This window comes from Azospirillum sp. NS33 (assembly GCF_059703765.1).
Window position 1 is genome coordinate 1 of record NZ_BAAKJB010000026.1, and the last position, 22,479, is coordinate 22,479.

The 22,479-nt window shown below is 73.5% G+C and carries 17 protein-coding genes and 1 pseudogene; 8 read left to right on the forward strand and 10 right to left on the reverse strand.

Translation table 11 applies throughout. The annotated features are described in order from the left end of the window. Nucleotides 1-142: pseudogene (locus tag AC6H2I_RS21095) on the reverse strand (NAD(P)(+) transhydrogenase (Re/Si-specific) subunit alpha); the annotation flags it as partial. A gap of 367 nt (nucleotides 143-509) precedes the next feature. Between AC6H2I_RS21095 and AC6H2I_RS21100 the strand changes: the two are divergent. Both AC6H2I_RS21100 and AC6H2I_RS21105 read left to right on the forward strand, forming a co-directional pair. Further along, on the forward strand, nucleotides 510-758 hold the full coding sequence (locus tag AC6H2I_RS21100; RefSeq protein WP_497502681.1) for a DUF2312 domain-containing protein: 249 nt from the start codon (nucleotides 510-512) through the stop codon (nucleotides 756-758). Between the two features lie 9 nt (nucleotides 759-767). Continuing rightward, entirely contained in the window at nucleotides 768-2,258 is a 1,491-nt protein-coding gene (locus tag AC6H2I_RS21105; protein WP_497502682.1) for a TrkH family potassium uptake protein, read from the forward strand. Here the strand turns inward: AC6H2I_RS21105 and AC6H2I_RS21110 are convergent. Together AC6H2I_RS21110 and AC6H2I_RS21115 are read right to left on the reverse strand one after the other, a co-directional pair. Continuing rightward, nucleotides 2,215-4,479: an anthranilate synthase gene (locus AC6H2I_RS21110; protein ID WP_497502683.1), complete on the reverse strand. Its 2,265-nt coding sequence runs from the start codon at nucleotides 4,477-4,479 to the stop codon at nucleotides 2,215-2,217. The two genes, AC6H2I_RS21105 and AC6H2I_RS21110, sit on opposite strands and share 44 nt — an antisense overlap. Before the next feature lie 210 nt (nucleotides 4,480-4,689). Next, on the reverse strand, nucleotides 4,690-5,289 hold the full coding sequence (locus tag AC6H2I_RS21115; protein WP_497502684.1) for a cation transporter: 600 nt from the start codon (nucleotides 5,287-5,289) through the stop codon (nucleotides 4,690-4,692). A 280-nt stretch (nucleotides 5,290-5,569) separates the two neighbouring features. Between AC6H2I_RS21115 and AC6H2I_RS21120 the strand changes: the two genes are divergently transcribed. The 3 genes from AC6H2I_RS21120 to AC6H2I_RS21130 all read left to right on the forward strand — a co-directional run bounded on the left by AC6H2I_RS21120 (nucleotide 5,570) and on the right by AC6H2I_RS21130 (nucleotide 11,002). Continuing rightward, complete coding sequence (locus tag AC6H2I_RS21120; protein WP_497502685.1) at nucleotides 5,570-6,010, forward strand: CBS domain-containing protein; 441 nt, start codon at nucleotides 5,570-5,572, stop codon at nucleotides 6,008-6,010. A 297-nt stretch (nucleotides 6,011-6,307) separates the two neighbouring features. After that, complete coding sequence (locus tag AC6H2I_RS21125) at nucleotides 6,308-7,282, forward strand: response regulator (protein WP_497502686.1); 975 nt, start codon at nucleotides 6,308-6,310, stop codon at nucleotides 7,280-7,282. Between the two features lie 219 nt (nucleotides 7,283-7,501). Then, nucleotides 7,502-11,002: an indolepyruvate ferredoxin oxidoreductase family protein gene (locus AC6H2I_RS21130; RefSeq protein WP_497502687.1), complete on the forward strand. Its 3,501-nt coding sequence runs from the start codon at nucleotides 7,502-7,504 to the stop codon at nucleotides 11,000-11,002. A 94-nt stretch (nucleotides 11,003-11,096) separates the two neighbouring features. Here AC6H2I_RS21130 and AC6H2I_RS21135 read toward each other — a convergent pair whose 3' ends face one another. Together AC6H2I_RS21135 and AC6H2I_RS21140 are read right to left on the reverse strand one after the other, a co-directional pair. Beyond that, entirely contained in the window at nucleotides 11,097-11,879 is a 783-nt protein-coding gene (locus tag AC6H2I_RS21135; RefSeq protein ID WP_497502776.1) for a 3-hydroxybutyrate dehydrogenase, read from the reverse strand. Between the two features lie 70 nt (nucleotides 11,880-11,949). Then, on the reverse strand, nucleotides 11,950-15,231 hold the full coding sequence (locus tag AC6H2I_RS21140) for an AsmA family protein (protein WP_497502688.1): 3,282 nt from the start codon (nucleotides 15,229-15,231) through the stop codon (nucleotides 11,950-11,952). A 228-nt stretch (nucleotides 15,232-15,459) separates the two neighbouring features. Here AC6H2I_RS21140 and AC6H2I_RS21145 point away from each other — a divergent pair, with 228 nt between their 5' ends. Continuing rightward, nucleotides 15,460-15,642, forward strand: a complete 183-nt coding sequence (locus tag AC6H2I_RS21145; RefSeq protein ID WP_497502689.1) for a DUF4169 family protein — start codon at nucleotides 15,460-15,462, stop codon at nucleotides 15,640-15,642. Between the two features lie 133 nt (nucleotides 15,643-15,775). Further along, nucleotides 15,776-16,579, forward strand: a complete 804-nt coding sequence (locus AC6H2I_RS21150; protein ID WP_497502690.1) for a DUF2189 domain-containing protein — start codon at nucleotides 15,776-15,778, stop codon at nucleotides 16,577-16,579. A 48-nt stretch (nucleotides 16,580-16,627) separates the two neighbouring features. Here AC6H2I_RS21150 and AC6H2I_RS21155 read toward each other — a convergent pair whose 3' ends face one another. Further along, a complete protein-coding gene (locus AC6H2I_RS21155) occupies nucleotides 16,628-16,813 on the reverse strand; it encodes a DUF1192 domain-containing protein (protein WP_497502691.1) in 186 nt (61 codons plus the stop codon). Nucleotides 16,814-16,905: 92 nt separating this feature from the next. Between AC6H2I_RS21155 and AC6H2I_RS21160 the strand changes: the two genes are divergently transcribed. Further along, complete coding sequence (locus AC6H2I_RS21160; protein ID WP_497502692.1) at nucleotides 16,906-17,913, forward strand: NAD(P)H-quinone oxidoreductase; 1,008 nt, start codon at nucleotides 16,906-16,908, stop codon at nucleotides 17,911-17,913. Nucleotides 17,914-17,928: 15 nt separating this feature from the next. On the opposite strand, the gene AC6H2I_RS21165 is transcribed toward AC6H2I_RS21160, so the two are convergent. The 4 genes from AC6H2I_RS21165 to AC6H2I_RS21180 all read right to left on the reverse strand — a co-directional run bounded on the left by AC6H2I_RS21165 (nucleotide 17,929) and on the right by AC6H2I_RS21180 (nucleotide 22,363). Then, nucleotides 17,929-19,236 carry a S41 family peptidase gene (locus AC6H2I_RS21165; RefSeq protein WP_497502693.1) on the reverse strand — a complete coding sequence of 436 codons (1,308 nt, stop codon included), beginning with the start codon at nucleotides 19,234-19,236 and terminating at the stop codon, nucleotides 17,929-17,931. Between the two features lie 153 nt (nucleotides 19,237-19,389). After that, nucleotides 19,390-20,874 (reverse strand): tripartite tricarboxylate transporter permease, encoded by a 1,485-nt coding sequence (locus tag AC6H2I_RS21170; protein WP_497502694.1) that lies wholly within the window; start codon nucleotides 20,872-20,874, stop codon nucleotides 19,390-19,392. Nucleotides 20,875-20,887: 13 nt separating this feature from the next. After that, nucleotides 20,888-21,367 (reverse strand): tripartite tricarboxylate transporter TctB family protein, encoded by a 480-nt coding sequence (locus AC6H2I_RS21175; RefSeq protein WP_497502695.1) that lies wholly within the window; start codon nucleotides 21,365-21,367, stop codon nucleotides 20,888-20,890. 12 nt (nucleotides 21,368-21,379) lie between these two features. Then, nucleotides 21,380-22,363 (reverse strand): Bug family tripartite tricarboxylate transporter substrate binding protein, encoded by a 984-nt coding sequence (locus tag AC6H2I_RS21180; RefSeq protein WP_497502696.1) that lies wholly within the window; start codon nucleotides 22,361-22,363, stop codon nucleotides 21,380-21,382. Nucleotides 22,364-22,479 lie beyond the last annotated feature (116 nt).

The window sequence follows — 22,479 nt, forward strand, 5'->3', positions numbered from 1 at the left end:
CGTCCGTGACCGCGGCGCTGATGCCCGCCCCGGCCTCGACGGTGACCTCCAGGCCGAGGCCCTTGAGCTTCTTCACCGTCTCCGGCGAAGCGGCGACGCGCGTCTCGGTGGGCCGCCGCTCCTTGGGTATGGCGATCTTCACTTCAATACCCCCCTACCAAAAAATGGCTAATCCATAAGCGGATCGGCGCAATGGGTGTGCATGTTTGCCGCAATCGGCGTTCTTTGTGAAGCCGGGCGACGGCCGGTGTTGCCCGGCGTCGGTGCGAAACCTAATCCCAAAGTACAAGGTTGTGACCTACCCCAATGGGCAGGAACGTGCGGTCTGCCGGCCACCCCGCCGGCCGGGCCGGGCCGGGCCCGCCGGGGCGTGCCCGGCGCCGCACACCCGGCGCCCGATGCACCGGTGCGGCGCGGCGCGCTTGCGGTCGGGCGGCCCGACCGATATCGTCGCCCGCTGCCATACACCTTCGGCGTAATCTCCAGTCCAAGTGCAGGGAAGTCCAACCATGACCGATGTCGGCGGCATCGCAGCGGAACGTCTGAAGTCCTTCATCGAGCGCATCGAGCGCCTCGAGGAAGAAAGAAAGGGCATCGCCGACGACATAAAGGAAATCTTCGCCGAGGCCAAGGGCACCGGCTTCGACACCAAGATCATGCGGCAGATCCTGCGTCTGCGCAAAATGGACACGGCCGACCGCCAGGAGCAGGAGACGATGCTGGAACTGTACAAGCAGGCGCTGGGAATGGTCGACTAAGAGGCGACCATGGGCACCACGCTGCCGGGAATGGACGGTGGGGGGCGGCGCGGCTTCGACCTGCGCCCCGTGCTTTTCATCATCGGGGCGCTGGTCACGGTCACCGCCTGCGCCATGCTGGTGCCGATGGTCGCCGACCTGGCGTCGCGCAGCCCGGACTGGATGGTGTTCGCGGCGGCGGCGGCGCTGACGCTGTTCTTCGGCGTCCTGCTGATGCTGACCAACCGCACGTCCGACATCGTGCTGACGCTGCGCCAGGCCTTCCTGCTGACGGCGTTGAGCTGGCTGGTCATCCCGGCCTTCGCCGCCGCCCCGTTCATGGTGTCGCAGATCGGCCTCAGCCCCGCCGACGCCTATTTCGAGGCGATGTCGGGCCTCACCACCACCGGCGCCACCGTCATCACCGGGCTCGACAGCCTGCCCCCGGGGCTGCTGCTGTGGCGCTCGCTGCTGCAATGGCTGGGCGGCATCGGCATCATCGCCATGGGGATCGCCATCCTGCCCTTCCTCCGGGTCGGCGGGATGCAGCTGTTCCGCTCCGAGTCGTCCGACCGCTCCGACAAGGTGGTGCCGCGGGCCAGCGACCTCGCCGTCGCTGTCTGCTGGATCTACGTCACCCTCACCGTGGTCTGCGTCGCGCTGCTCGCGGTCGCCGGCATGTCGGTGTTCGATGCCCTGAACCACGCCATGACCTCGGTGGCGACCGGCGGATTCTCGACCCGCGACGCCTCCATCGGGGCGTGGCAGAACGCCGCGGTGGAGTGGATCGTCGTCGTCTTCATGCTGCTGGGCGGCATGCCCTTCGTGCGCTTCATCAGCGTCGCCCGCGGCGACCCCGTGCCGCTGCTGCGCGACACCCAGGTCCGCTGGTACATCGGCTTCACCGCCGCGGTGTCGCTGGCCCTGTCGCTGTGGCTGCACGGGATCGGCGACATCGCGCTTCACGACGCGGTGCGCCTGGCCACCTTCAACGTCGTGTCGGTGATCACCACCACCGGCTACGCCTCGGCCGACTACAGCCTGTGGGGGCCGCTGCCGGTGGTGCTGTTCCTGATCCTGATGACGGTCGGCGGCTGCACCGGCTCAACCTCCGGCGGGCTCAAGATTTTCCGCTTCGAGATCCTCTTCATGGTGCTGCGGGTGCAGCTTCTGCGCCTCTACAGCCCGCACCGGGTGATCCCGCTGCGCTACAACAACAAGCCGGTCGACGCCGACGCGATGGTGTCGGTGATGAGCTTCGGCTTCGTCTACATCGCCTTGATGTTCGTCGTCGCGCTGATCCTCGGCGCCATGGGGCTGGAGCTGGAGACCGCGATCTCCGGGGCGATCTCCGCGGTCGGCAACATCGGCCCGGCGCTTGGCCCCGTGATCGGCCCCGGCGGCACCTTCGCCCCCCTGCCGGAGGAGGCGAAATGGGTGCTCGCCCTGACCATGCTGCTGGGCCGGCTGGAGTTCTTCACCGTGCTGGTGCTGTTCTCCACCGCCTTCTGGAAGCAGTGACCGGCGGCCGGCCCGCCGCCGTCAGTCCCGCCACCGCCGCCGCCACCAGCCGCAACCCGATTCCGTCCTCCTGGGTGAGGATGGATTCGGGGTGGAACTGCACCCCCGCCACGGGCAGGCTGCGGTGCTCCAGCGCCATCACCACCCCGTCCGCCGTCTCGGCCGTGACCTCCAGCGCCGGCGGCAGGGTCTCGCGCCGGGCGTGCAGGGAATGGTAGCGGCCGACCGGAAAGCGTCGCGGCAGGCCGGCCAGCAGCCGGCCGCCCAGCACCCGCACCTCCGACGCCGTGCCGTGCGCCGGCACCGGCAGCACGCCGAGCGCCCCGCCGAAGCGCTCGGCGATGCCCTGCAGGCCGAGGCACACCCCGAACACCGGCACGCCCAGCGCCATCGCCGCGTCCAGCGTGCCGGCCACGTCGAAGTCGGCGGGCCGGCCGGGACCGGGTGACAGCACCACCAGATCCGGCGGCGCCGCGGCCAGGGCCGCCCGGGCGTGGCCGCGGCGCAGGGTGGTCACCGCCGCCCCGGTCTGGCGCAACAGGTCGCCCAGGGTGTGGACGAAGCTGTCCTCGTGATCGACCAGCAGCACCCGCCGTCCCCGCCCCGCCCCCGCCACCGGTCCCGCCTCCGGTCCTGCCATGGCCGGAGCGGCGGCCGCCGCCGGCGGCGGCGCCACGGCACGGATGGCGTCGAACAGGGCGGCGGCCTTGAGGCGGCACTCCGCGTCCTCGGCCTGCGGGTCGCTGGCGGCCAGCAGGGTGGCGCCGACCCGGATCTCCGCCATCCCGTCCTGCAGCCGGACGGTGCGCAGGGTCAGCCCGGTGTCGAGACCGCCGTCGAAGCCGATCCGCCCGAAGGCGCCCCCGTACCAGCGCCGGGCCGACACCTCGGTGTCCTCCAGGAACTGCATGGCGGCGCGCTTGGGCGCGCCCGTCACCGTCACCGCCCAGGCGTGGGTGAGGAAGGCGTCCAGGGCGTCGCACCCCGGCCGCAACCGCCCCTCCACGTGGTCGACCGTGTGGATGAGGCGGGAGTACAGCTCGACCAGCCGGCGGCCGATCACCCGCACCGAGCCCGGTTCGCACACCCGCGCCTTGTCGTTGCGGTCGACGTCGGTGCACATCGTCAGCTCCGCCGCGTCCTTGGCCGAGTTGAGCAGGGCCAGCACCTGGCGGGCGTCGCCCAGCGCATCGGCGCCGCGGGCGATGGTGCCGGAGATCGGGCAGGTCTCGACCCGCCGGCCGGCGACGCGCACGTACATCTCCGGGCTGGCCGCCACCAGGAACTCGCCCCGGCCGAGGTTGGCCAGGGCCTCGTAGGGCGCGGGGTTGGCGCGGGTCAGGCGGCGGAACACCGCCGACGGCGGGTCGCCGCAGGGCTCGGCGAAGGTCTGGCCGGGCACCGCCTCGAACAGGTCGCCGCGGTGGAACGCGGCGCGCGCCCGCTCCACCACCGCGGCGTAGGCGCCGGCCGGGTGGTCGCCCCCGCCGGCACGGTTGGTCGTGGTGCGATAGGGGTGGGACGCCCCGTCGCGCGGCAGACCGGCCGTCGACGCCGCGCCCGCCGTGAACTCGTAGTCGAAGCGCCGGGCCACGCCCGCGCCGGGGTCGACCACCACCAGCCGGTCGGGCAGATAGAGCACCAGGTCGCGCTGCCCGGCGGGACGGCCGAGGCGGCGGCGCACCGGCTCGAACTGGTGGGCGAGGTCGTAGCCGAAGGCGCCGTAGAGGCCGAGCAGCGGATCGCCGGCCCCGGCGAACAGGTCGCGCAGCCCCCGCAGCACCGCGAAGACGGTGGGCCGGCGGCTGCGCTCCTCCTCGGCGACCGGGCCGTCGCCGCGGCGCACCAGCACCCCGAGACGCCCCGGTGCCTCCTCCACCGCCGCCACCTCGGGCAACGCCGCGAGCGCCCCCGCCAGCGCCGGCAGCAGCGTCCGGCCGCGGCCGTTGAGGGCCTCGATCCGGACGGCGCGGCCGTGGGCGGTGATCGCCAGGGGCGGATCGACGAAGCCGAGCGCGGCACGGCGGTACCGCCCGGGCGCGTCGACGCCGCAGGCCAGCAGCAGGCCGCGCCGGCGGTCGAGCGCCTCGACCACCGGTGCCAGGGCGTCGGCGGCGGGCAGCGTCTGCGCGGTGCGGGTGATGCCGATGCCCCCGCCGGTGCGGACGGTGCGCGGTTGCAGATGGGCGGGGTCGGCGAGGACCAGGTCGGTGGGGATCACGGGCGGGGTCTCCGGGCGGGTGGGACGGGGTGGCGGCCGTGGCCGTCCCGGAGATCCCCCGTCGCTGCGGAGCCCTCGCCTGGAAAAGCAAAAGGCCGCCCGGGGCAATCCCCGGGCGGCCTCGATCCGATCTACGCGCTCACGCGCATCGCTGGCAGCCCGGTCGATCGGGCCACCACCAACGACGGCAAAGGGTGCGCGGACGCGTGTTCATGGCGGCGAGCATGGGCCGGCCCCGGCGGGGGTGTCAAGCGCCCTGGCGGGGCGCCGGTTCCCGCCGCGGCCCTCGCCCAGCGCGGCCCCCGCGCCACCCAGGGCGAGCAGGGCCAGGCCCGTTGCGACCGCCACGTCGGGCCAGGGCGTCCCCGTCGACCACACCCCCAGGGCGGCGACGACCACCGCCGCGGCGGCCATGACGGCCTCGCGCGTGCACAGCCAGACCGCACGGGCCGTGACCGCACGGCGGCGCCCGGCGACGAGGGTCGCCGCGAGCGCCACATCGACGGCCACCGCCAGCAGGGCCGCCGCAGCCATCGCCGCCGCGTCCGGCACCGGCCGGCCGGCACCGGCGCCGGCCACGGCGACCAGGACCCCGGCGGCCGCGGCACCAAGGACGACGGCCTTCGCCAGGCCGACGCGCCGGCGTCGGGCAAGAGGCCATGTCAGCGCCCACAGCCCACCGGCGTGGGCCGCCACCGCGGCCAACAGGGGGAGCGCCGCGGCACCGAGGGCCCAAGAGTCCGCCGCGACACCCGCCAGCACCAGCGCCATGCCCAGCGCGGCATCGACGATCAGTCCGGTGCGCAGCACCCGGCGGACCTCGCCACCCCGGTCACCCGCACCACCGCCCGCACCACCGCCGCCGCCACGGCCGCACGCTGCGCCGCCACACCCGTCCATGCCACCTCCCCACCCCGACGAATTCGTCGTACCGCCGGGGTGATAACCGAAAAACCGTTGCCCCGGGCGGTTTCCGCAGAAATGCTTATAGACACGCGCCGCTTGCGTCATTGCGGCACATCAGTGATAGGCTGGATTGTCGGTACGACCGAGGACACAAGCGGCGGCCGCCTGCACGGAGGGAAGAAACATGACGACCATCGCCGAGCTTTTGAACGCCAAGGGGCATTCCGTGGTCTCCATCCTGCCGTCGGAGACCGCCGCCGCCGCCGCCCGCACGCTCACCGACAAGCGCATCGGCGCCATCGTGGTGCGCGACCGGCGCGGCAAGCTGGTGGGCATCCTGTCCGAACGCGACATCGTCCGCGCCGTCGCCGCCCAGGGCGAAGGAGCCCTCGACGCCAAGGTGGACGACCTGATGACCAAGCAGGTCAAAACCTGCCGGCCCACGGATTCCATCAAGGACCTGATGCAGATGATGACGCTGGGCCGCTACCGGCACGTGCCGGTCTGCAACGACCTGGACGAGCTGATCGGCATCATCTCGATCGGCGACGTGGTGAAGGCCCGCCTCGACGAGCAGGCCCACGAGGTGGCGGTGCTGCGCGACCTCACCCTGGTCAAGACCTGACCCCGGCGCGGGGAGGCGGCCCGCGCCGCCTCCCCGCGCCGGCCCACCACACGCGGCGGACCCACCTACCCCCGCCAGCACGGCCCTCCCCGAAATCGCCTGCGCAGGAGTGCCCCGCCCCTCCGACCGGCGGCGCCCCCGGCGCGGGCGGCGCGCCACGCCCCTCCCCCGGCGCCGCCCGGGCGGGTGATCGCCTGGCGAATGGCACTACCCCCTCTTCACGCCCTGCGGTTGCCGCTTCGGCTCCCGACATGTGTCTCATCCGCCCCAACGGCACCGAGGCACGCATCGGGTCCCATGCAGATCCACCCCACCGCCCCCCCGTCCAGCCGCCTGCGCATCCTGGTCGTCGACGACAATCCCCTGCTGTTGCAGGGGCTGCGCGACATGCTGGGACTGTGGGGGCGGGCCAGCATCACCACCGCCAGCGGCGGCGCCGAGGCCAAGGCGGTGTTGCGGCTGGAGCCCGTCGACGTGGTGGTGACGGACTGGGCGATGGAGCCGGTCGGCGGCGACGCCCTGCTGCACTGGATCCGCCAGGGGCGCGATTGCCCGCGCCCGGATATCCCCGTGGTGGTGCTGACCGGGCGCGCCGACCTCACCACCGTGCGCGCCGCCTGGGACGCCGGCGCCGACGCGGTGCTGGTGAAGCCGGCCTCCGCCACCGACATCGCCAAGCGCATCGACACCGTGTTGCAGCGGCCGCGCCGCCCCGGCCGCCCGGTCACGGCGGGGGCCGGGGCGGCAGGGTTCGGCGCGGCCGACGCCGCCCCCCCGGCCGGCGCCCCGCCGTTGTTCGCCGCCCCGCCGGTGCCCCGCCCCGGCCGCCTCGCGCCCCCCGCGGCCAGGGCCGCCCTGCCGCACCCGTCGCGCCCGCGCCCGTCGCGCCCGCCGACCCTGGCGGCCGCCCTGGACCGGCTGGAGGCGCTGGTGATGGGACGGTCGGTCCCCGACCGCGACCGGCTGCGCGACGCCGCCGCCGTGGTGCGCCACGCCGCAGACCATCCCGCCACGGTCGAGCTGGCGTCCTCTCTCGCCGCCCTGATCCTGGAGGTGCCGCCCGAAACCGAGGGCTTCGCCGAGACGGTGGCCGCGCACATCGGCGCCCTGCGGTGGGCCGTGGCCGGCAGCCGGGGCGGCCCGCAGGTGCAGCACAACCTGCTGGACTGCCTGCGCGCCACCGTGCGCGCCCTGAGCCGCCATCCCGGCGCCGGCGCCGCGGTTCCGGCGGGGGGAGCCGCCGCTCCTCCGGCTCCCCCCCGTCTGGTCTGACAGGGCCCTGGCCGCACCGCCGGCGGTTCGGGAATGTCCCGGCAGCGGGGGAAACACCATGTTGTGTTCCAGGGGATCGCCGCCGCCAGACCCTTCCTTGCTTTTTTCAGCGCTCCCCGCGGCGGCCGTTTACGGATACGGCAGTAATGATTACCTTTCTTGTTGCCGAACAATAAGAACGACCGCCCAACGGGGCGTTCCTGCTACGGGGAAGGACCAATGGCTCTCGCGACCGTGACGCTCGAGGACAAATACGCCCTGGATTCGGGGCGGGTGTATCTCACCGGCACCCAGGCGCTGGTGCGCCTGCCGATGATGCAGCGCCAGCGCGACCTGGCGGCGGGGCTGACGACCGGCGGCTTCGTCTCCGGCTACCGCGGATCGCCGCTCGGCGGCCTCGACCAGAACCTGTGGACCGCCCGCCGCTTCCTGGAAAAGAACCACATCGTCTTTCGCCCCGGTGTGAACGAGGAGTTGGGGGCGACCGCGGTGTGGGGCACCCAGCAGGTCGGCATGTTCCCCGGCGCAAAGTACGACGGCGTCTTCGCCATGTGGTACGGCAAGGGGCCCGGCGTCGACCGCTCGGGCGACGTCTTCAAGCACGCCAACGGCGCCGGCACCGCGCGCCACGGCGGCGTGCTGGTGCTGGCCGGCGACGACCACGCCTGCAAGTCCTCCACCTTCCCGCACCAGTCCGAACACGCCTTCATGCACGCCATGATCCCGGTGCTCAACCCGGCCGGCGTCCAGGAGATCCTCGACTACGGCCTGATCGGCTGGGCGATGAGCCGCTATTCCGGCTGCTGGATCGCCATGAAGACGATCGCCGAGACGGTGGACAGCTCGGCCTCCGTCCACGTCGACCCGCAGCGCGTGGCCATCCGCTTCCCCGACGACGTCACGCTGCCGCCGGGCGGACTCAACATCCGCTGGCCCGATCCGCCGCTGGAGCAGGAGCTGCGGCTGATGCGCCACAAGCTCTACGCCGCGCTGGCCTTCGCCCGGGCCAACGCGCTGGACCGGGTGGTGATCGCCAGCCCGCGGCCGCGCCTGGGCATCGTCACCACCGGCAAGTCCTACCTCGACGTGCGCCAGGCGCTGGACGAGCTTCGCATCTCCGACGCCATGGCCGCCGACCTCGGCATCACCGTCTACAAGGTGGCCATGCCCTGGCCGCTGGAGCGCGAGGGCGCGCGCCGCTTCGCCGAGGGCCTCGACGAGATCGTGGTGGTCGAGGAGAAGCGCGCGGTCATCGAGAACCAGCTCAAGGAGCAGCTCTACAACTGGCATCCCGACGTGCGCCCCCGGGTGGTCGGCAAGTTCGACGAGAAGGGCGAGTGGATCCTTCCCTCCGCCGGCGAGCTGTCGCCGGCCCAGATCGGGGTCGTCATCGGCCGCCGCCTGCTGGCCTTCGTCGACAACGACGCGATCCGCCAGCGCGTGGAGTTCCTCGACCGGCAGGAGCAGCAGAAGGCCCACAAGGCGCGGGTCGAGCGCAAGCCGACCTTCTGCTCCGGCTGCCCCCACAACACCTCCACCGTGGTGCCGGAGGGCAGCCGGGCCCTGGGCGGCATCGGCTGCCACTACATGGCGACCTGGCTGGACCGCAAGACCGACACCTTCACCCAGATGGGCGGCGAGGGCGTGCCCTGGGTCGGCCAGGCGCCCTTCACCGAGGAGACGCACATCTTCGCCAACCTCGGCGACGGCACCTACCATCACTCCGGCATCCTGGCGATCCGCCAGGCGATCTCCGCCAGCGTGAACATCACCTACAAGATCCTCTACAACGACGCCGTCGCCATGACCGGCGGGCAGCCGGTTGACAGCTCCCTGACGGTGCCGTCCCTGGCCAGGCAGCTCGCCGCGGAAGGGGTGCGGCGCATCGTCGTGGTCTCCGACGAGCCGGAGAAATACGACCTCTCCAGCGGCCTGCCGCCCTTCACCGGGGTCGAGCACCGCGACGACCTGGACCGCGTCCAGCGCGAGCTGCGCGAGGAGGCCGGCGTCACCATCCTGCTCTACGACCAGACCTGCGCCGCCGAGAAGCGCCGCCGCCGCAAGCGCGGCAGGATGCCCGACCCGGCCAAGCGGGTGGTGGTGAACGAGTTGGTGTGCGAGGCCTGCGGCGACTGCTCGGCCAAATCCAACTGCGTGTCGGTGATCCCGGTGGAGACCGAGTTCGGGCGCAAGCGGCAGATCGACCAGTCCTCCTGCAACAAGGATTTTTCCTGCCTGAAGGGGTTCTGCCCCAGCTTCGTGACCGTGCATGGCGGCACCCTGCGCAAGCCCAAGCCCCTGGCCGCCGGCGGCGTCGACGTGTCCGACCTGCCGGCCCCGACCCTGCCGGACATCGCCGACAAGCCGTGGTCGATCTACATCACCGGGGTCGGCGGCACCGGCGTGGTGACGGTGGGCGCCCTGCTCGGCATGGCCGCCCACCTCGAGGGCAAGGGCGTGGGCGTGCTCGACATGACCGGCCTGGCCCAGAAGGGCGGCGCGGTCACCAGCCACATCCGCATCGGCCGCGCGCCGGAGTCCATCCACTCCGTGCGCATCGCCGCCGGCGGGGCCGATGCGGTGATCGCCTGCGACGTGGTGGTGGCGGCGGCCGGCGACGGCCTGTCGAAGATGGTGGCCGGGCACACCCGCGCCGTGGTCAACGCCCACGAGACGATCACCGCCGACTTCATCAAGCAGCGCGACTTCCAGGTGCCGGTGGACGCCCTGGTCCAGGACATCCGCACCGCCTGCGGCGGCGGCGACCGGGTGGCGGCGGCCGACGCCACCCGCATCGCCACCGCGCTGCTGGGCGACAGCATCGCCGCCAACCCGTTCATGCTGGGCTTCGCCTGGCAGAAAGGGCTGATCCCGCTGTCCGCCGAGGCCCTGCTGACGGCGATCGAGCTGAACGGGGCGGCGGTGGCGATGAACCAGCGGGCCTTCGCCTGGGGCCGCCGCGCCGCCCACGATCCGGCGGCGGTTGAGGACGCCGCCGGCCCGCCGGCCCCGGCCGCGTCCGGCGCGCCCATCCTCGACCAGCGCCGCCTCTCCGGGTCGCTGGAGGAGGTGATCGAGCGGCGCGCCGCCTTCCTCACCGACTACCAGGACCAGGCCTACGCCGGCCGCTACCGGGCACTGGTCGACCACGCCCGGCGCGCCGAGGGGCAGGCGGTGCCCGGCGCCACCGCGCTGACCGACGCGATCGCCCGCGGCCTGTTCAAGCTGATGGCCTACAAGGACGAGTACGAGGTGGCCCGGCTCTACACCGACAGCGGCTTCTTCGACCAGCTCGACCGCCAGTTCGAGGGGGACTGGACCGTCACCTTCCACTTGGCCCCGCCGGCCCTCGGCACCCACGACGCCGACGGCGGCGAACCGAAGAAGCGCGCCTTCGGTCCATGGCTGCGCCACGCCCTGGCCGTGCTGGCCAAGGGCAGGCGCCTGCGCGGCACCGCCCTCGACCCGTTCGGCTGGCTGCCCGAGCGGCGCGCCGAGCGCCGCCTGATCGCCGACTACGAGGCCACCATGGCGGAGGTGCTGGGCCGGCTGACCCGCGCCAACCACGCCGTCGCCGTGGAACTCGCCGGGTTGCCCCTCGACATCCGCGGCTACGGCCCGGTCAAGGAGCGCAACCTGGCCGCGGCCAAGGCGCGCGAGGCGGAGTTGCTCGACGCCTTCCGCCGGCCCGCCCCGCCCCAGCCCATGGCGGCGGAATAGCGGCGGCGGAAAAACGGCGGCGGACCCGCCGCACCCAGGGCCTCTGCCGCGGCCACCGCGGCAGGTCCCCGCGTGCGGCGCCAGGGGGGCGGGCCTACTGCGCCGTCCAGGCGCCGTCCATGGGCAGGGCGGAGCCGGTCATCTGCGCCGCCGCGTCGGAGCACAGGAAGACCGCCAGCGCACCCAGGTCCTCGGGCGTCACGAAGGCGCCGGACGGCTGCTTGGCCGACAGCAGCTCGGTGCGGGCCTGCGGCTCGGGAATCCCTTTCATGGCGGCCAGCGCGTCCACCTGCTTCTGCACCAGCGGCGTCAGCACCCAGCCCGGGCAGATGGCGTTGCAGGTCACGCCGGTGCCCGCGGTTTCCAGGGCCACCGTCTTGGTCAACCCGACCACGCCATGCTTGGCGGCCACATAGGCGGTCTTGTCCACCGAGGCGACCAGGCCGTGCACCGAGGCGATGTTGACGATGCGGCCCCAGCCCCGCTCCTTCATGCCGGCCACCACCAGACGCATGCCGTGGAACACCGCGGACAGGTTGATGGCGATCACCGCGTCCCAGCGCTCGACCGGGAAATCCTCCACCGGGGCGACGTGCTGGATGCCGGCGTTGTTGACCAGCACATCGACCGGGCCCAGCGCCGTCGTGGCATGGTCGATCAGCGCCTCGACGCCCGCCGCGTTCGACAGATCGGCGCCGCTGTGGGTGGCGCGCACCCCGAACTCCGCGATCAGGCCCTGGCGCAGGGTCTCGATCTCCGCCGCGTCGCCGAAGCCGTTCAGCGCCACATCGGCACCGGCCCCGGCCAGGGCGCGCGCGATGCCCAGCCCGATGCCGCTGGTCGAACCGGTGACGACCGCCACCCTGCCCTTCAACATTCCCGTCGCCATAGCCCTCGGTCCTCCTGGTGGTCCTTCTTGTCTGCCCGCCCCGCTGGCCGGGGCCGGCTCAGCGCAGGCGTTCGATCAGGCCGCGGATCGCGTCCTGTGGCCGCGGCACCGCGCCGCCAGTGCCGGAGCCGGCGCCAAGGTCGGGCAGCGCCTTCTCCAGCACCGCACCGGCCGCGCGCCGGGCGATGAAGTCCTGCAGTTCGGCCATCTCGAAGGAGCGGCTCGGCTGCTCCAGCGGGCCGGTCAGGCGGACGGTGACCGGCGGCAGCTCCTGCACCGCGTGGGGGTCGACGCGCACGCGCATGTCGAGGGTGCCGGCGGCCAGGTCGACCTGGCCGACCGCCCCGGCGTCGCCGATCGCCGAAACCAGCCGCACGTCGTCGGTGCGGGCGATGCCGCCGGCGATGGTGACGGTGCCGTCGAGGCTGGCGAAGGGGGTGTCGCCACCCTGCAGGCCGCGCAGCACCGCCTCCAGCACGTCCTGGGGCCGGTCGAGCCGGGCGGTCAGCCGCTCGCGCAGCGCGCCGAGGTCGAAGCCCCGCAGCACGCCGTCGCGGGCGGCCAGCGTGGCGGTGCCGCCCAGCGCGCGCAGCATGGCGTCGCCGTCGGCACCCCGGGTCTCCAGCGACAGGTCGAGGTCGACGGTGCCGGCGCTGAGGCCGATCGCGCCGCCCGTCACCGCCTGGTCCAGCTTCGCCTTCACCACGGTGACGTCGAGCGAGCCGGCGGGGATCGCACCGGCCGGCGCGGCGAAGCGCCCGGTGGCGCCGAGCTGGCCCTGGAACACCCCGCCGTCGAGCTGCTGCAGCGTCAGGACACCGTCCTCCAGGGTCGCCGCCAGCGCCACGTTCTCCAGCCGGACGGCGTCGGCCGTCACCGCCGCCGCGGTCAGGCCGAGGCGCCCGTCGACGGCGCGCAACCAGGCGAACCCGTCCTGCGCCGCCATCGGCGCGGAGCCGCCGGCGGACTGGCCGCCGGTGGCGGGGGTGCGGGTCGCCACCGCCGCGTCCGGTCCGCCGGCGAGCCGCGACAGGTCCAGGGCGCCGGTCTGCACGTCCGCCTCGACGCGCGGCCGCGGGCCGCCGGACTCCACGGTGGCGGTGCCCGTCACCGCGGTCCCCGCGACGATGCCCTGGAGATCCTTGACGGCGAACGCCTGCGGCGTCCCGTTGAGCTCGGCGTAGAGGTCGAGGGCCCCCAGCGCCGCCGGCGCCGCGTCGGACACCAGGCGGACCAGACGCGCCATCTCGGGATGGGTCGCCCGCACCTTCAGGGCGCCGGTCGGCGCCGTGGCCGGCGCGCCGACGGTGCCGCCGACTTCCAGGCGCCCCCCGGCGGCATCCGCCGCCACCTCGACCGTCAGCGTGTCGAGGTCACCGGCGAATCGGCCCTGCACCGCCACGGCGCCGAGCTGTTCGGGCGTCGGCGCACCGGCGGGCCACGCCATGAGGCGGGTCAGACCGGACAGGCTGTCGGCCCGGGCGGACACCGCCAGACGGAGGCCGCGCAGCGGCAGCAGGTTGTCGATCTGCCCGGTGACCTCGGCGGCCACACCGGCGAGGTTGGTGAACCCCGCCTTGCGGACTTCCAGCCTGCCGCCGGTGGAGGAGGCCGCCACGGTCACCCCGTCGACCGCCACACCGGCGGCGGTGAGGTTGCCGACCGACAGCTCCACATTGGCGTCGACATCGTGGAGCAGGCGCTCCAGCGCCGGCTGCGGCAGCCCCCCGGCGCCCCCCGCCGCCGCCCCGCCCGGGGCCGGCGCCGTGCGGTAGGCGTCGAGGTTCAGGCGGTCGACGTCGAGGCGGACGCCGAAGGCCGGGCGTCCGCGGTCGACATAGGCCACGGCGCCGGTGATGCGGCTGGTGTCGAGGCGCAGGTCGAGCCCGCTCACGTCGACCTTGTCGGGCCGCCCCTCCACATGGACCGCCAGCGAGGCCTTGCGCAGGCGATCCTGGGGAACCGCGGCGACGTCGATGCGCAGCCAGTCGAGCAGGCCGCGCAGGTTGTCGGCGTTGGCCTCCAGCCGCAGGTCGACCGCCGGCTGGCCGTTGGCGACGGCCAGCGAGCCGGCCGCCACCACGTCGGAGCCCCCCGGCAACAGCGCGCTGAGGCGGTCGATGGCGAGCAGGCCACCGGCCAGCGAGGCCTCCAGCCGGGCCTGGCGGACCACGCCGCCGTTGTAGGTCACCCCGTCCGCCGCCAGGTCGATCCGCGCGGTCACCCCTTCGGGCAGGGCGAACGACGGGGCGCCGCCGGCCCCGCCCGAGGCCGTCGCACGGTTGCCGGGCGGCGGCGGCGGCGGCGCATCCTCGGCAAGGCGCTGCCACGCGTCGAGGTCGAGGCGGTTGACGGCGAGCGCCAGTTCCAGATGGGCCGGCTGCTGCGGCCGCAGCGTCGCGCTGCCGGTCGCGCGGGTGTCGCCGAGCTGCAGTTCGAGGCTGGCGAAGCTCATCGCGCCGGCCGACGCCTCCACCGCGCTGCGCAGCGCGAAGGGCTGTTTCAGGACCGGCGACGGCGGCTGTTCGGCACCGTCGAGCACCGCCACGACCCGCCCGGCGTCGCTGCCCTCGGCGCGCAGGTCGCCCTGGGCGCGCGCGCCCTCCGCCGTCCCCGGCTTGCCGGTGTCGACGATCCCGGCGAAGCGCACGGTGGCGTCGGTGTCGGGCAGCGCCACGGAGACCCGGAGCGGCACCGCCGCCCCTTCGGCGAACCGCCCTGCCGTCAGTTCGCCGGTCATGGCCACGCCGCGCAGGGTGAACCGTCCCTCGACCTGGAACGGCCCCGCCAGGCTGCCGGCGACGACGCGGGCGTCGACGCTCTCGATGCGCTCGTGGCGGCCGGACTGGGCGTCGCGGTAGAGCACCGTGCCGTTCTCGATGGCGACCCGGTCGAAGCTGACGGCGGTGGTCAGGCCGTCGCCGCCGACCGTCGGGCGCGGGGCGGCGGCGTCGCCGCCGAGATCCCAGTTGAAGCGGCCGTCGGCCAGCACCTCGAAGACGATGGTGGGCTCGACCAGGGTGACGCTCTCGACCTGGATGCGGCCGCCGAGCAGGGGAAGCAGGGCCACCTTCACGTCGAGTCGCTTGAGCCGGACCATTTCCGGCTCGGCCGCGCCGGGCAGGCTGGCGAGGCGGGCGTCGGTGACGGTCAGGGCGGGGTGCGGCAGCAGGCTGAGACGCAGGTCGCCGCCCAGCACCACGGCCCGGCCGGTCATCGCGCCGAGGCGCGCCGCGATCTCGCCCTTGTAGGCGTTCCAGTCGACGAAGCCCGGCGCCACCAGCACCGCGCCAACCAGAAGCGCCAGGACGGCGAGACTGCCAAGGATAATCTTCTTCACCGCTCGCCCACCGCCTCTGCCGGCCCCCTGTCCGGGCCGCTGCACCATGCGCTTGCGACGGCGCCGCGGCAAGCCCCGGCGCCTTCGCCGTCACCCGCCGGGGCGCTTCTCGCCCGTACGCCTATCCGCTAAGCTAACGGACGGGGAAAGAACACGCAAATCGGGCATTCCCGCGGCACGCCGTCCACGTCCCGAATCGGCGGGCCCGGACACTCCGGGAGAATCGCTATGGGCGACATCGTCAACCTGAACCGCTACCGCAAGGCACAGGCACGGGCGCAGCGCGAGACGGAGGCGGCGGAAAACCGCGTGCGGTTCGGCCGCGCCAAGGCGGAGACCACCGCCGAACGCCTCGAACGCGAGCGCGCCGCCCGCGACCTCGACGCCAAGAAACGCGACGATCCGGAATGAGCGGCCATCCCGGCGCCGCCTGAACCGTTCGCGCTGCCGATCATCCCGCGCATCAGCATTCTGGCGTGCGCAGCGGCTTGCTGGTACGCTGATATCAGCAAACGGTGATCGACGACGAGGGAGGGGCGACGCCATGGCCGAAGTCACGACGCACCATCATGCCGCGCTGCACGCAGCGCCGGCCGCACCGCAGACCGCACGCCCCCCCATCGGCACCGACCGGCCCTGGCAGTGGCTGGCCGCGGCGTGGCGGGACATCGGCGCCGCACCGGCCATCAGCCTCGCCTACGGCGCCCTCGCCGTGGCGTCCAGCCTGGCGCTGCTGGTCGGCCTGTCGGCCACCGACCTGCACTACCTGGTGCTGCCCTTGGCGGCCGGCTTCATGCTGGTGGGGCCGCTCCTCGCGGTCGGCCTCTACGAGGCCAGCCGGATCCTGGAGGCGGGCGGGCGCCCGACCATCGGCATGGTGCTGGCCGCCTACCGCCGCACCGGCCCGCAGCTCGCCGCCATGGGGCTGGTGCTCATGCTGGCGCTGCTGGCATGGATCCGCGTCGCCTTCCTCATCTTCGCCGTGTTCTTCGCGTCCGAGCCGCCGCCGCTGGACCTGCTGCTCGAGCGCATCTTCTTCTCGGCGCAGACCCTCCCGTTCCTGGTCACCGGCACGCTGGTGGGCGGGGTGATCGCCGCCGGCGTCTTCGCCATCAGCGTGGTGTCCCTGCCGATGCTGCTGGACCGCGAGACCGACGTCTTCACCGCCATGGTCACCAGCGTGCGGGCGGTGCGCCACCACTGGCGCGGGATGGCGGTGTGGGCGGGCCTGATCGCCCTGTTCACGGCGGCGGGGATCGCCACCGGCTTCATCGGGCTGGCCCTGGCCTTCCCGCTGATCGGCCACGCCTCGTGGCACTGCTACCGCGACGTCGCCGGCCGCGGCTGACGCCGCACCGGCGTCCGGCCGCCCGGCGCGGCGCCCCCCCGGGGGCTCTCAGGGCCGCTTGAACAGCGCCTCGGCCGCGGACTTGTGGGACTGCTTGGCGTCGATGGCGGCGCGGGCGCGGGCGATCTCCGCCTCCAGCCCGGCGATGTAGTCGTGCAACTCCTCCACGGACAGGATGCCGAGATCCTTGGGCGCAGGCTTCGGCGTGCGCGGCTCGAGGTCATCCAGGGTCATGGCGTCGTCCCTCCCTCCCGGTGGCCGGCCAGCTTGTCAGGCCGTGCGCCCGAGTTCTACCCTGTGCCGCACCGACACGAAAGGGGGGAGCCATGGGCGTCGCCTTGCCCGAATCCATGGACTGCATCGAGATCGCCGAACCCGGCGGGCCGGAGGTCCTGCGCCTGGCGCAGCGCCCGGCCCCGGTCCCGGGCCCCGGCGAGATCCTGGTGGAGGTCGCCGCCGCCGGCGTGAACCGGCCCGACGTTCTGCAGCGCTTGGGCCGCTACGACCCGCCGCCCGGCGCATCGGACCTGCCGGGGCTGGAGATCGCCGGCCGGGTCGTCGCCATCGGCGAGGGGGTCACCCGGTGGGCCGCCACCGACGAGGTCTGCGCCCTGGTCGCGGGCGGCGGCTACGCCCGGTACTGCACCGTTCCGGCCGTCCAGGCCCTGCCCCGCCCCAAGGGCCTGTCGGCGGTCGAGGCCGCGGCCCTGCCGGAGACCCTCTTCACGGTGTGGACCAACGTGTTCGAACGCGGCGCCCTCAAGCCCGGCGAGGCGTTCCTGGTGCACGGCGGCTCCAGCGGCATCGGCACCACCGCGATCCAGCTCGCCAAGGCCTTCGGCGCGCGCGTCTTCGCCACCGCCGGGTCGGCCGAGAAGTGCCGGGCCTGCGAGGCGCTCGGCGCCGACCGGGCCATCGACTACCGCGCGGAGGACTTCGTCGCCGTGATCCGGGAGGAGACCGGGGGCAAGGGCGTCGATGTGGTTCTCGACATGGTGGGCGGCGACTACATCGCCCGCGACGTGGAGGCGATGGCGCCCGACGGACGCCACGTCTCCATCGCCTTCCTGCAGGGGGCCAAGGTCACCCTCAACCTGGTGCCGGTGATGACCAAGCGCCTGACCCTGACGGGATCCACCCTGCGGGCACGCCCGGTGGCCGAGAAGGGGCGGATCGCCGAGGCCCTGGCCCGCGAGGTGTGGCCGCTGGTCGAGGCGGGCCGGGTCCGCCCGGTGGTGCACGCGACCTTCCCCCTGGCCGCGGCGGCGGACGCGCACCGCCTGATGGAGTCGAGCGCCCACATCGGCAAGATCGTGCTGACCGTCGGGGCCTGAGCCCGCGGCGGCCGCTCAGTCGGCGGCGCCGAGGTCCTGGGCCGCGGCGAGCGGGGCCGGCACCCCGTGCCCGCCGGCGGTGGTGGTCGGCGGCAGCGCGCCGCGGGCGTTGAGGATCGAGAGGGCGCGGGCCAGCGCCTGGTCGTGGGCCGGCCTGGGCGGCGTCTGCCACGCCAGGTCGAGGTCGGCGTCGGTGATCACCTGCTCGTCCGGCTGGATACCCAGCCCGTGGATCGAGGTGCCGGCCGGCGTGAAGTACCTCGCGGTGGTCAGCTTGATCGCGCTGCCCTCCTTCAGCGGGATCACGCTCTGGATGATGCCCTTGCCGAAGGTCTTGGTGCCGATCACCGTGGCGCGGTGGTGGTCCTTCAGCGCCCCGGTGAGGATTTCCGAGGCGGACGCCGAACGTTCGTTGACCAGGACAACCACCGGCCGCCCGTCGGACTCGTCGCCCGGGGTCGCCGAATAGCTGCGGTTCGCCGCGCGGTCGCGGCCGCGGGCGGTGAGGATGGTGCCCTGCTCCAGGAACGCGTCGGCGACGTCGACGCTGGCGCGCACCAGGCCGCCGGGGTTGTCGCGCAGGTCGATGACGTAGCCGCGCACGGACGCCCCGAGGCGGGCGCGCAGGTCCTTCAGCGCAAGGCTCACGCCGGGGTAGGTCTGGCGGTCGAAGCGGCCGATCCGGATGTAGCCGACCTGGCCCACCGCCATGTGCTTGACCGAGGGGATCACCACCCGGCCGCGCACCACCCGGACGTCCAGCGGGTTGCCGCCCTCGCCGCGCAGCACCGTCAGCGTCACCGGGGTGCCGTCGTCGCCACGGATCATGCGGTTCACGGACGCCTCGTCCTGGGCGACCACCGGCTGGCGGTCGACGGCGACGATCACGTCCCCGGCGCGCAGCCCGGCGTGCTCGGCGGGCGAGCCGTCGATGATGTCGACGATGCGGTAGCGCTCGCCGGCCGGAGCGTAACGGATGCCGACGCCGGCGAACACGCCCCGGGTCGACTGCTGCATCTCCCGGTAGGCCGCCGCGTCCATGTACTTGGAATAGCGGTCGCGGCTGGCCATGGCGCCGACCGCGATCTCGGCCAGCTCGCGGTCGGAGATCGGCTCGACGTAGCTGGCGCGGATGCGGCGCAGCGCCCGCAGGAACAGGTCGACCGCCTCCTTCTCCGCGTCCTCGCGATCACCGGCCCGGGCGATCGACGTCCACGCGTCGTCGACGCCGGCCGGCGGCACCGGGTCGGCGACGGTCGGCCCCGGAAGGGCCAGGAAGGCGCAGAGGGCGATGGCGGCGGTGGTGGCGAAGGGCACTTTCACGGCAGCTCTCTCCCGGCGGTGGAGCGTGGCATTGGACCCGCCGGGGCGCGGCGACCGTTCCCCCGGCGACTCCAGAATGGCTGCCACTCCTTAATCACGCGTTAACTAAAGCTTGGCCATACGCCGTACGGCCGATGACCAATGGCCAGGCGTTCAGGTCCGCCGGGCCAGCCGCCACAGCGCCGGGCCGAACAGCGCCAGCACCGACAGGGCCAGCAGCGACACCGACAGCGGGTGGGTGAAGAACACCGTCCAGTCCCCCTGGCTGATCGCCAGGGTGCGGCGGAACTGCTGTTCGGCCAGGGGCCCGAGGATCAGGCCGATGACCACCGGGGCCACCGGCACGTCGTAGACCCGCATGGCGAAGCCCAGCACGCCGATCAGGTAGAGCAGCACCAGGTCGACGACCGAGTTGTTGAGGGTGTAGGTGCCCAGGGTCGCGAACACCAGGATGCCGGCGTAGAGCCAGGGCCGCGGCACCGCGAGCACCCGCACCCAGAGCCCGGCGAGCGGCAGGTTGAGCACCAGCAGCATGACGTTGCCGATGTAGAGGCTGGCGATCAGCCCCCACACCAGATCGGCGCTGCCGGTGAACAGCAGCGGCCCGGGCTGCAGCCCGTACATCTGGAACGCCGCCAGCAGGATGGCCGCCGTGGAGGAGGTCGGCAGGCCCAGCGACAGCAACGGCACCAGCACCCCCGCGGCGGCGGCGTTGTTGGCCGCCTCGGGGCCCGCCACCCCCTCGATGGCGCCCTTGCCGAACTGCTCGGGGTGGCGCGACAGGCGTTTCTCCAGGGCGTAGCTCAGCATGGTCGGGATCTCCGCCCCGCCGGCCGGCAGGGTGCCGAAGGGAAACCCCAGGACGGCGCCGCGCAGCCACGGCTTCCAGGAGCGCCGCCATTCCTCCGCGGTCATCCAGATGCTGCCGCGCACGGGCAGGATCTCCTCGCGGTCCCAGCGGTGGCGCGAGGCCACGAACAGGGTCTCGCCGACCGCGAACAGACCGACCGCCACGACGACCACGTCGATGCCGTCCAGCAGTTCCGGGATGCCCAGGGTCAGCCTGGCCTGGCCGCTTTGCAGGTCGATGCCGACCAGGCCGAGCGCCAGGCCGACGAACAGGGCGGCCAGGCCGCGCAGCACCGAGGAGCCCAGCACCGCCGTGACCGTGGTGAAGGCCAGCACCATCAGCGCGAAGTACTCGGCCGGGCCGAAGGCCAGCGCCACCTCCACCATCACCGGCGCCACCAGGGTGAGGCCCAGCGTCGCCAGGGTGCCGGCGACGAAGGAGCCGATGGCCGCGGTCGCCAGCGCCGAGGCGCCACGCCCGGCGCGGGCCATGGCGTGGCCGTCGAGCGCGGTGATGATGCTGGCCGATTCCCCCGGCGTGTTGAGAAGGATGGCGGTGGTGGAGCCGCCGTACATGCCGCCGTAGTAGATGCCGGCGAACATGATGAAGGCGGCGGTGGGGTCGAGCTGGAAGGTCACCGGCAGCAGCAGGGCGACGGTGAGCGCCGGCCCGAGCCCCGGCAGCACGCCCACCGCGGTGCCCAGCGTCACGCCGACGAAAGCCCAGAACAGGTTGAGCGGGGTGAGCGCCACGGCGAAGCCGTGGAGCAGGGCGGCCGTGGTGTCCATGGTGGCGGGGTCCTCACAAGACGCCGGCGAGCGGGCCCGCCGGCAGGGTCAGGCCGAGGCCGTGGACGAAGGCAACCTGCGCCACCACGCCCAGCGCGAGGCCGAGGGCGACGTCCCACAGCGGCCGGCGGCTGCCGAAGGCGCGGCAGACGGCGACGAACAGCACCGCCGAGGCCAGCCAGAACCCCAGCGGTTCCAGCAGCAGCATCTGCGCCGCCAGCCCGCCGCTGACCAGCGCCAGGGCACGGCCGTCCATCGCGCCGCCGGCCAGCGGCGGCGGGCGGCGTTCGCGGCCCAGCGCCTGCGCCACCAGGGCGAGGCCCACCGCCACCAGGTGGGCCGCGACGATGTAGGGGAACAGCTGCGGCCCGACCCGGACGTAGGCGGGGGCCGGCGGCAGCAGCGCCGTGTCCCATCCCACGACCACGCCAAGGGCCGCCACCCCCAGGCCGAACACCGTCCGGCCCGGGCGCGCCGCCGCGTGCGGCGTCATGGCCGCGGCGGCCTACTGCACCAGGCCGATGTCGCGCAGCACGCTCTCGATCCGCGCCCGGTCGACCTTGATGAAGGCGGTGAACTGGTCGGGCGTCTGGTACAGGTTCATCCAGTTGCGCTTGGCCAGGATGTCCTTCCAGGCCGGGGTTTCGACCATGTCGCCGACCATCTTGGCCAGCGCCTGCTTCTGCGCCTCGTCGATGCCCGGGGGGGCGATGACACCGCGCCAGTTCACGAGGTCGAGGTCGACCCCCTGCTCCTTCATGGTCGGCACGTCGATGCCGTCCACCGGCATCGCCGACGACAGGGCCAGGGCGCGCAGCTTGCCCGCCTGGACCTGGCCCTCGAACTCGCCCCAGCCCGACACGCCGGCGGTGACGTGGCCGCCGAGGATCGCCGCCAGCGCCTCGCCGCCGCCGGAGAACGGGATGTAGTTGACCGCCTTGGGGTCGACCCCGACCGACTTGGCGAGCAGGCCGACCAGGATGTGGTCGGTGCCGCCGGCCGAGCCGCCGCCCCAGGAGACGGCGCCGGGGTTCTCCTTGAAGGTCTTCACCAAGTCGGCGAAGGATGTGATGGGCGAATTGGCGGGCACCACGATCGCCTCGTACTCGCCGGTCAGGCGGGCGATCGGGGTGACCTGCTCCAGGGTGACCGGCGATTTGTTGGTCTGGATCGCGCCCACCATCACCAGGCCGCTGACCATCAGCGTGCTGGGGCTGCCCTTGAAGCCGCTGACGAGCTGGGCCAGACCGACGGTGCCGCCGGCCCCGGGGATGTTGACCACCTGCACGTCGCCGGCCAGGCTGGCCGTCCGCAGCGCCTCCTGCATGGAGCGCGCGGTCTGGTCCCAGCCGCCGCCCGGGGACGCCGGCGCGATGATCTTCACCTCCTTGGGCTGCGCCGCCGCCGGCCCCGTGGCGGCCGCGGCGACCGCCAGCGCGACCAGCGCCAGGAAAGGCTTGAACGGCGTCCGCAGGTGGGGTATGCGCATCACTACCTCCCAATCACGTTCGGTTTTTCGTCTTCTCGTTTGCGGCGAGGGCCGCGAGCCGGTGACGGCGTGCCTGGGAGTGTAGCAGACGATCGCGCGCCGGCAATCGGCCGAAC

Coding starts and splice junctions, on each gene's coding strand:
- AC6H2I_RS21145 (WP_497502689.1), top strand. CDS start 15,460: ATGGGCGACATCGTCAACCTGAACCGCTACCGCAAGGCACAGGCACGG.
- AC6H2I_RS21130 (WP_497502687.1), top strand. CDS start 7,502: ATGGCTCTCGCGACCGTGACGCTCGAGGACAAATACGCCCTGGATTCG.
- AC6H2I_RS21105 (WP_497502682.1), top strand. CDS start 768: ATGGGCACCACGCTGCCGGGAATGGACGGTGGGGGGCGGCGCGGCTTC.
- AC6H2I_RS21100 (WP_497502681.1), top strand. CDS start 510: ATGACCGATGTCGGCGGCATCGCAGCGGAACGTCTGAAGTCCTTCATC.
- AC6H2I_RS21120 (WP_497502685.1), top strand. CDS start 5,570: ATGACGACCATCGCCGAGCTTTTGAACGCCAAGGGGCATTCCGTGGTC.
- AC6H2I_RS21180 (WP_497502696.1), bottom strand. CDS start 22,363: ATGCGCATACCCCACCTGCGGACGCCGTTCAAGCCTTTCCTGGCGCTG.
- AC6H2I_RS21155 (WP_497502691.1), bottom strand. CDS start 16,813: ATGACCCTGGATGACCTCGAGCCGCGCACGCCGAAGCCTGCGCCCAAG.
- AC6H2I_RS21135 (WP_497502776.1), bottom strand. CDS start 11,879: ATGTTGAAGGGCAGGGTGGCGGTCGTCACCGGTTCGACCAGCGGCATC.
- AC6H2I_RS21150 (WP_497502690.1), top strand. CDS start 15,776: ATGGCCGAAGTCACGACGCACCATCATGCCGCGCTGCACGCAGCGCCG.
- AC6H2I_RS21170 (WP_497502694.1), bottom strand. CDS start 20,874: ATGGACACCACGGCCGCCCTGCTCCACGGCTTCGCCGTGGCGCTCACC.
- AC6H2I_RS21125 (WP_497502686.1), top strand. CDS start 6,308: ATGCAGATCCACCCCACCGCCCCCCCGTCCAGCCGCCTGCGCATCCTG.
- AC6H2I_RS21175 (WP_497502695.1), bottom strand. CDS start 21,367: ATGACGCCGCACGCGGCGGCGCGCCCGGGCCGGACGGTGTTCGGCCTG.
- AC6H2I_RS21160 (WP_497502692.1), top strand. CDS start 16,906: ATGGGCGTCGCCTTGCCCGAATCCATGGACTGCATCGAGATCGCCGAA.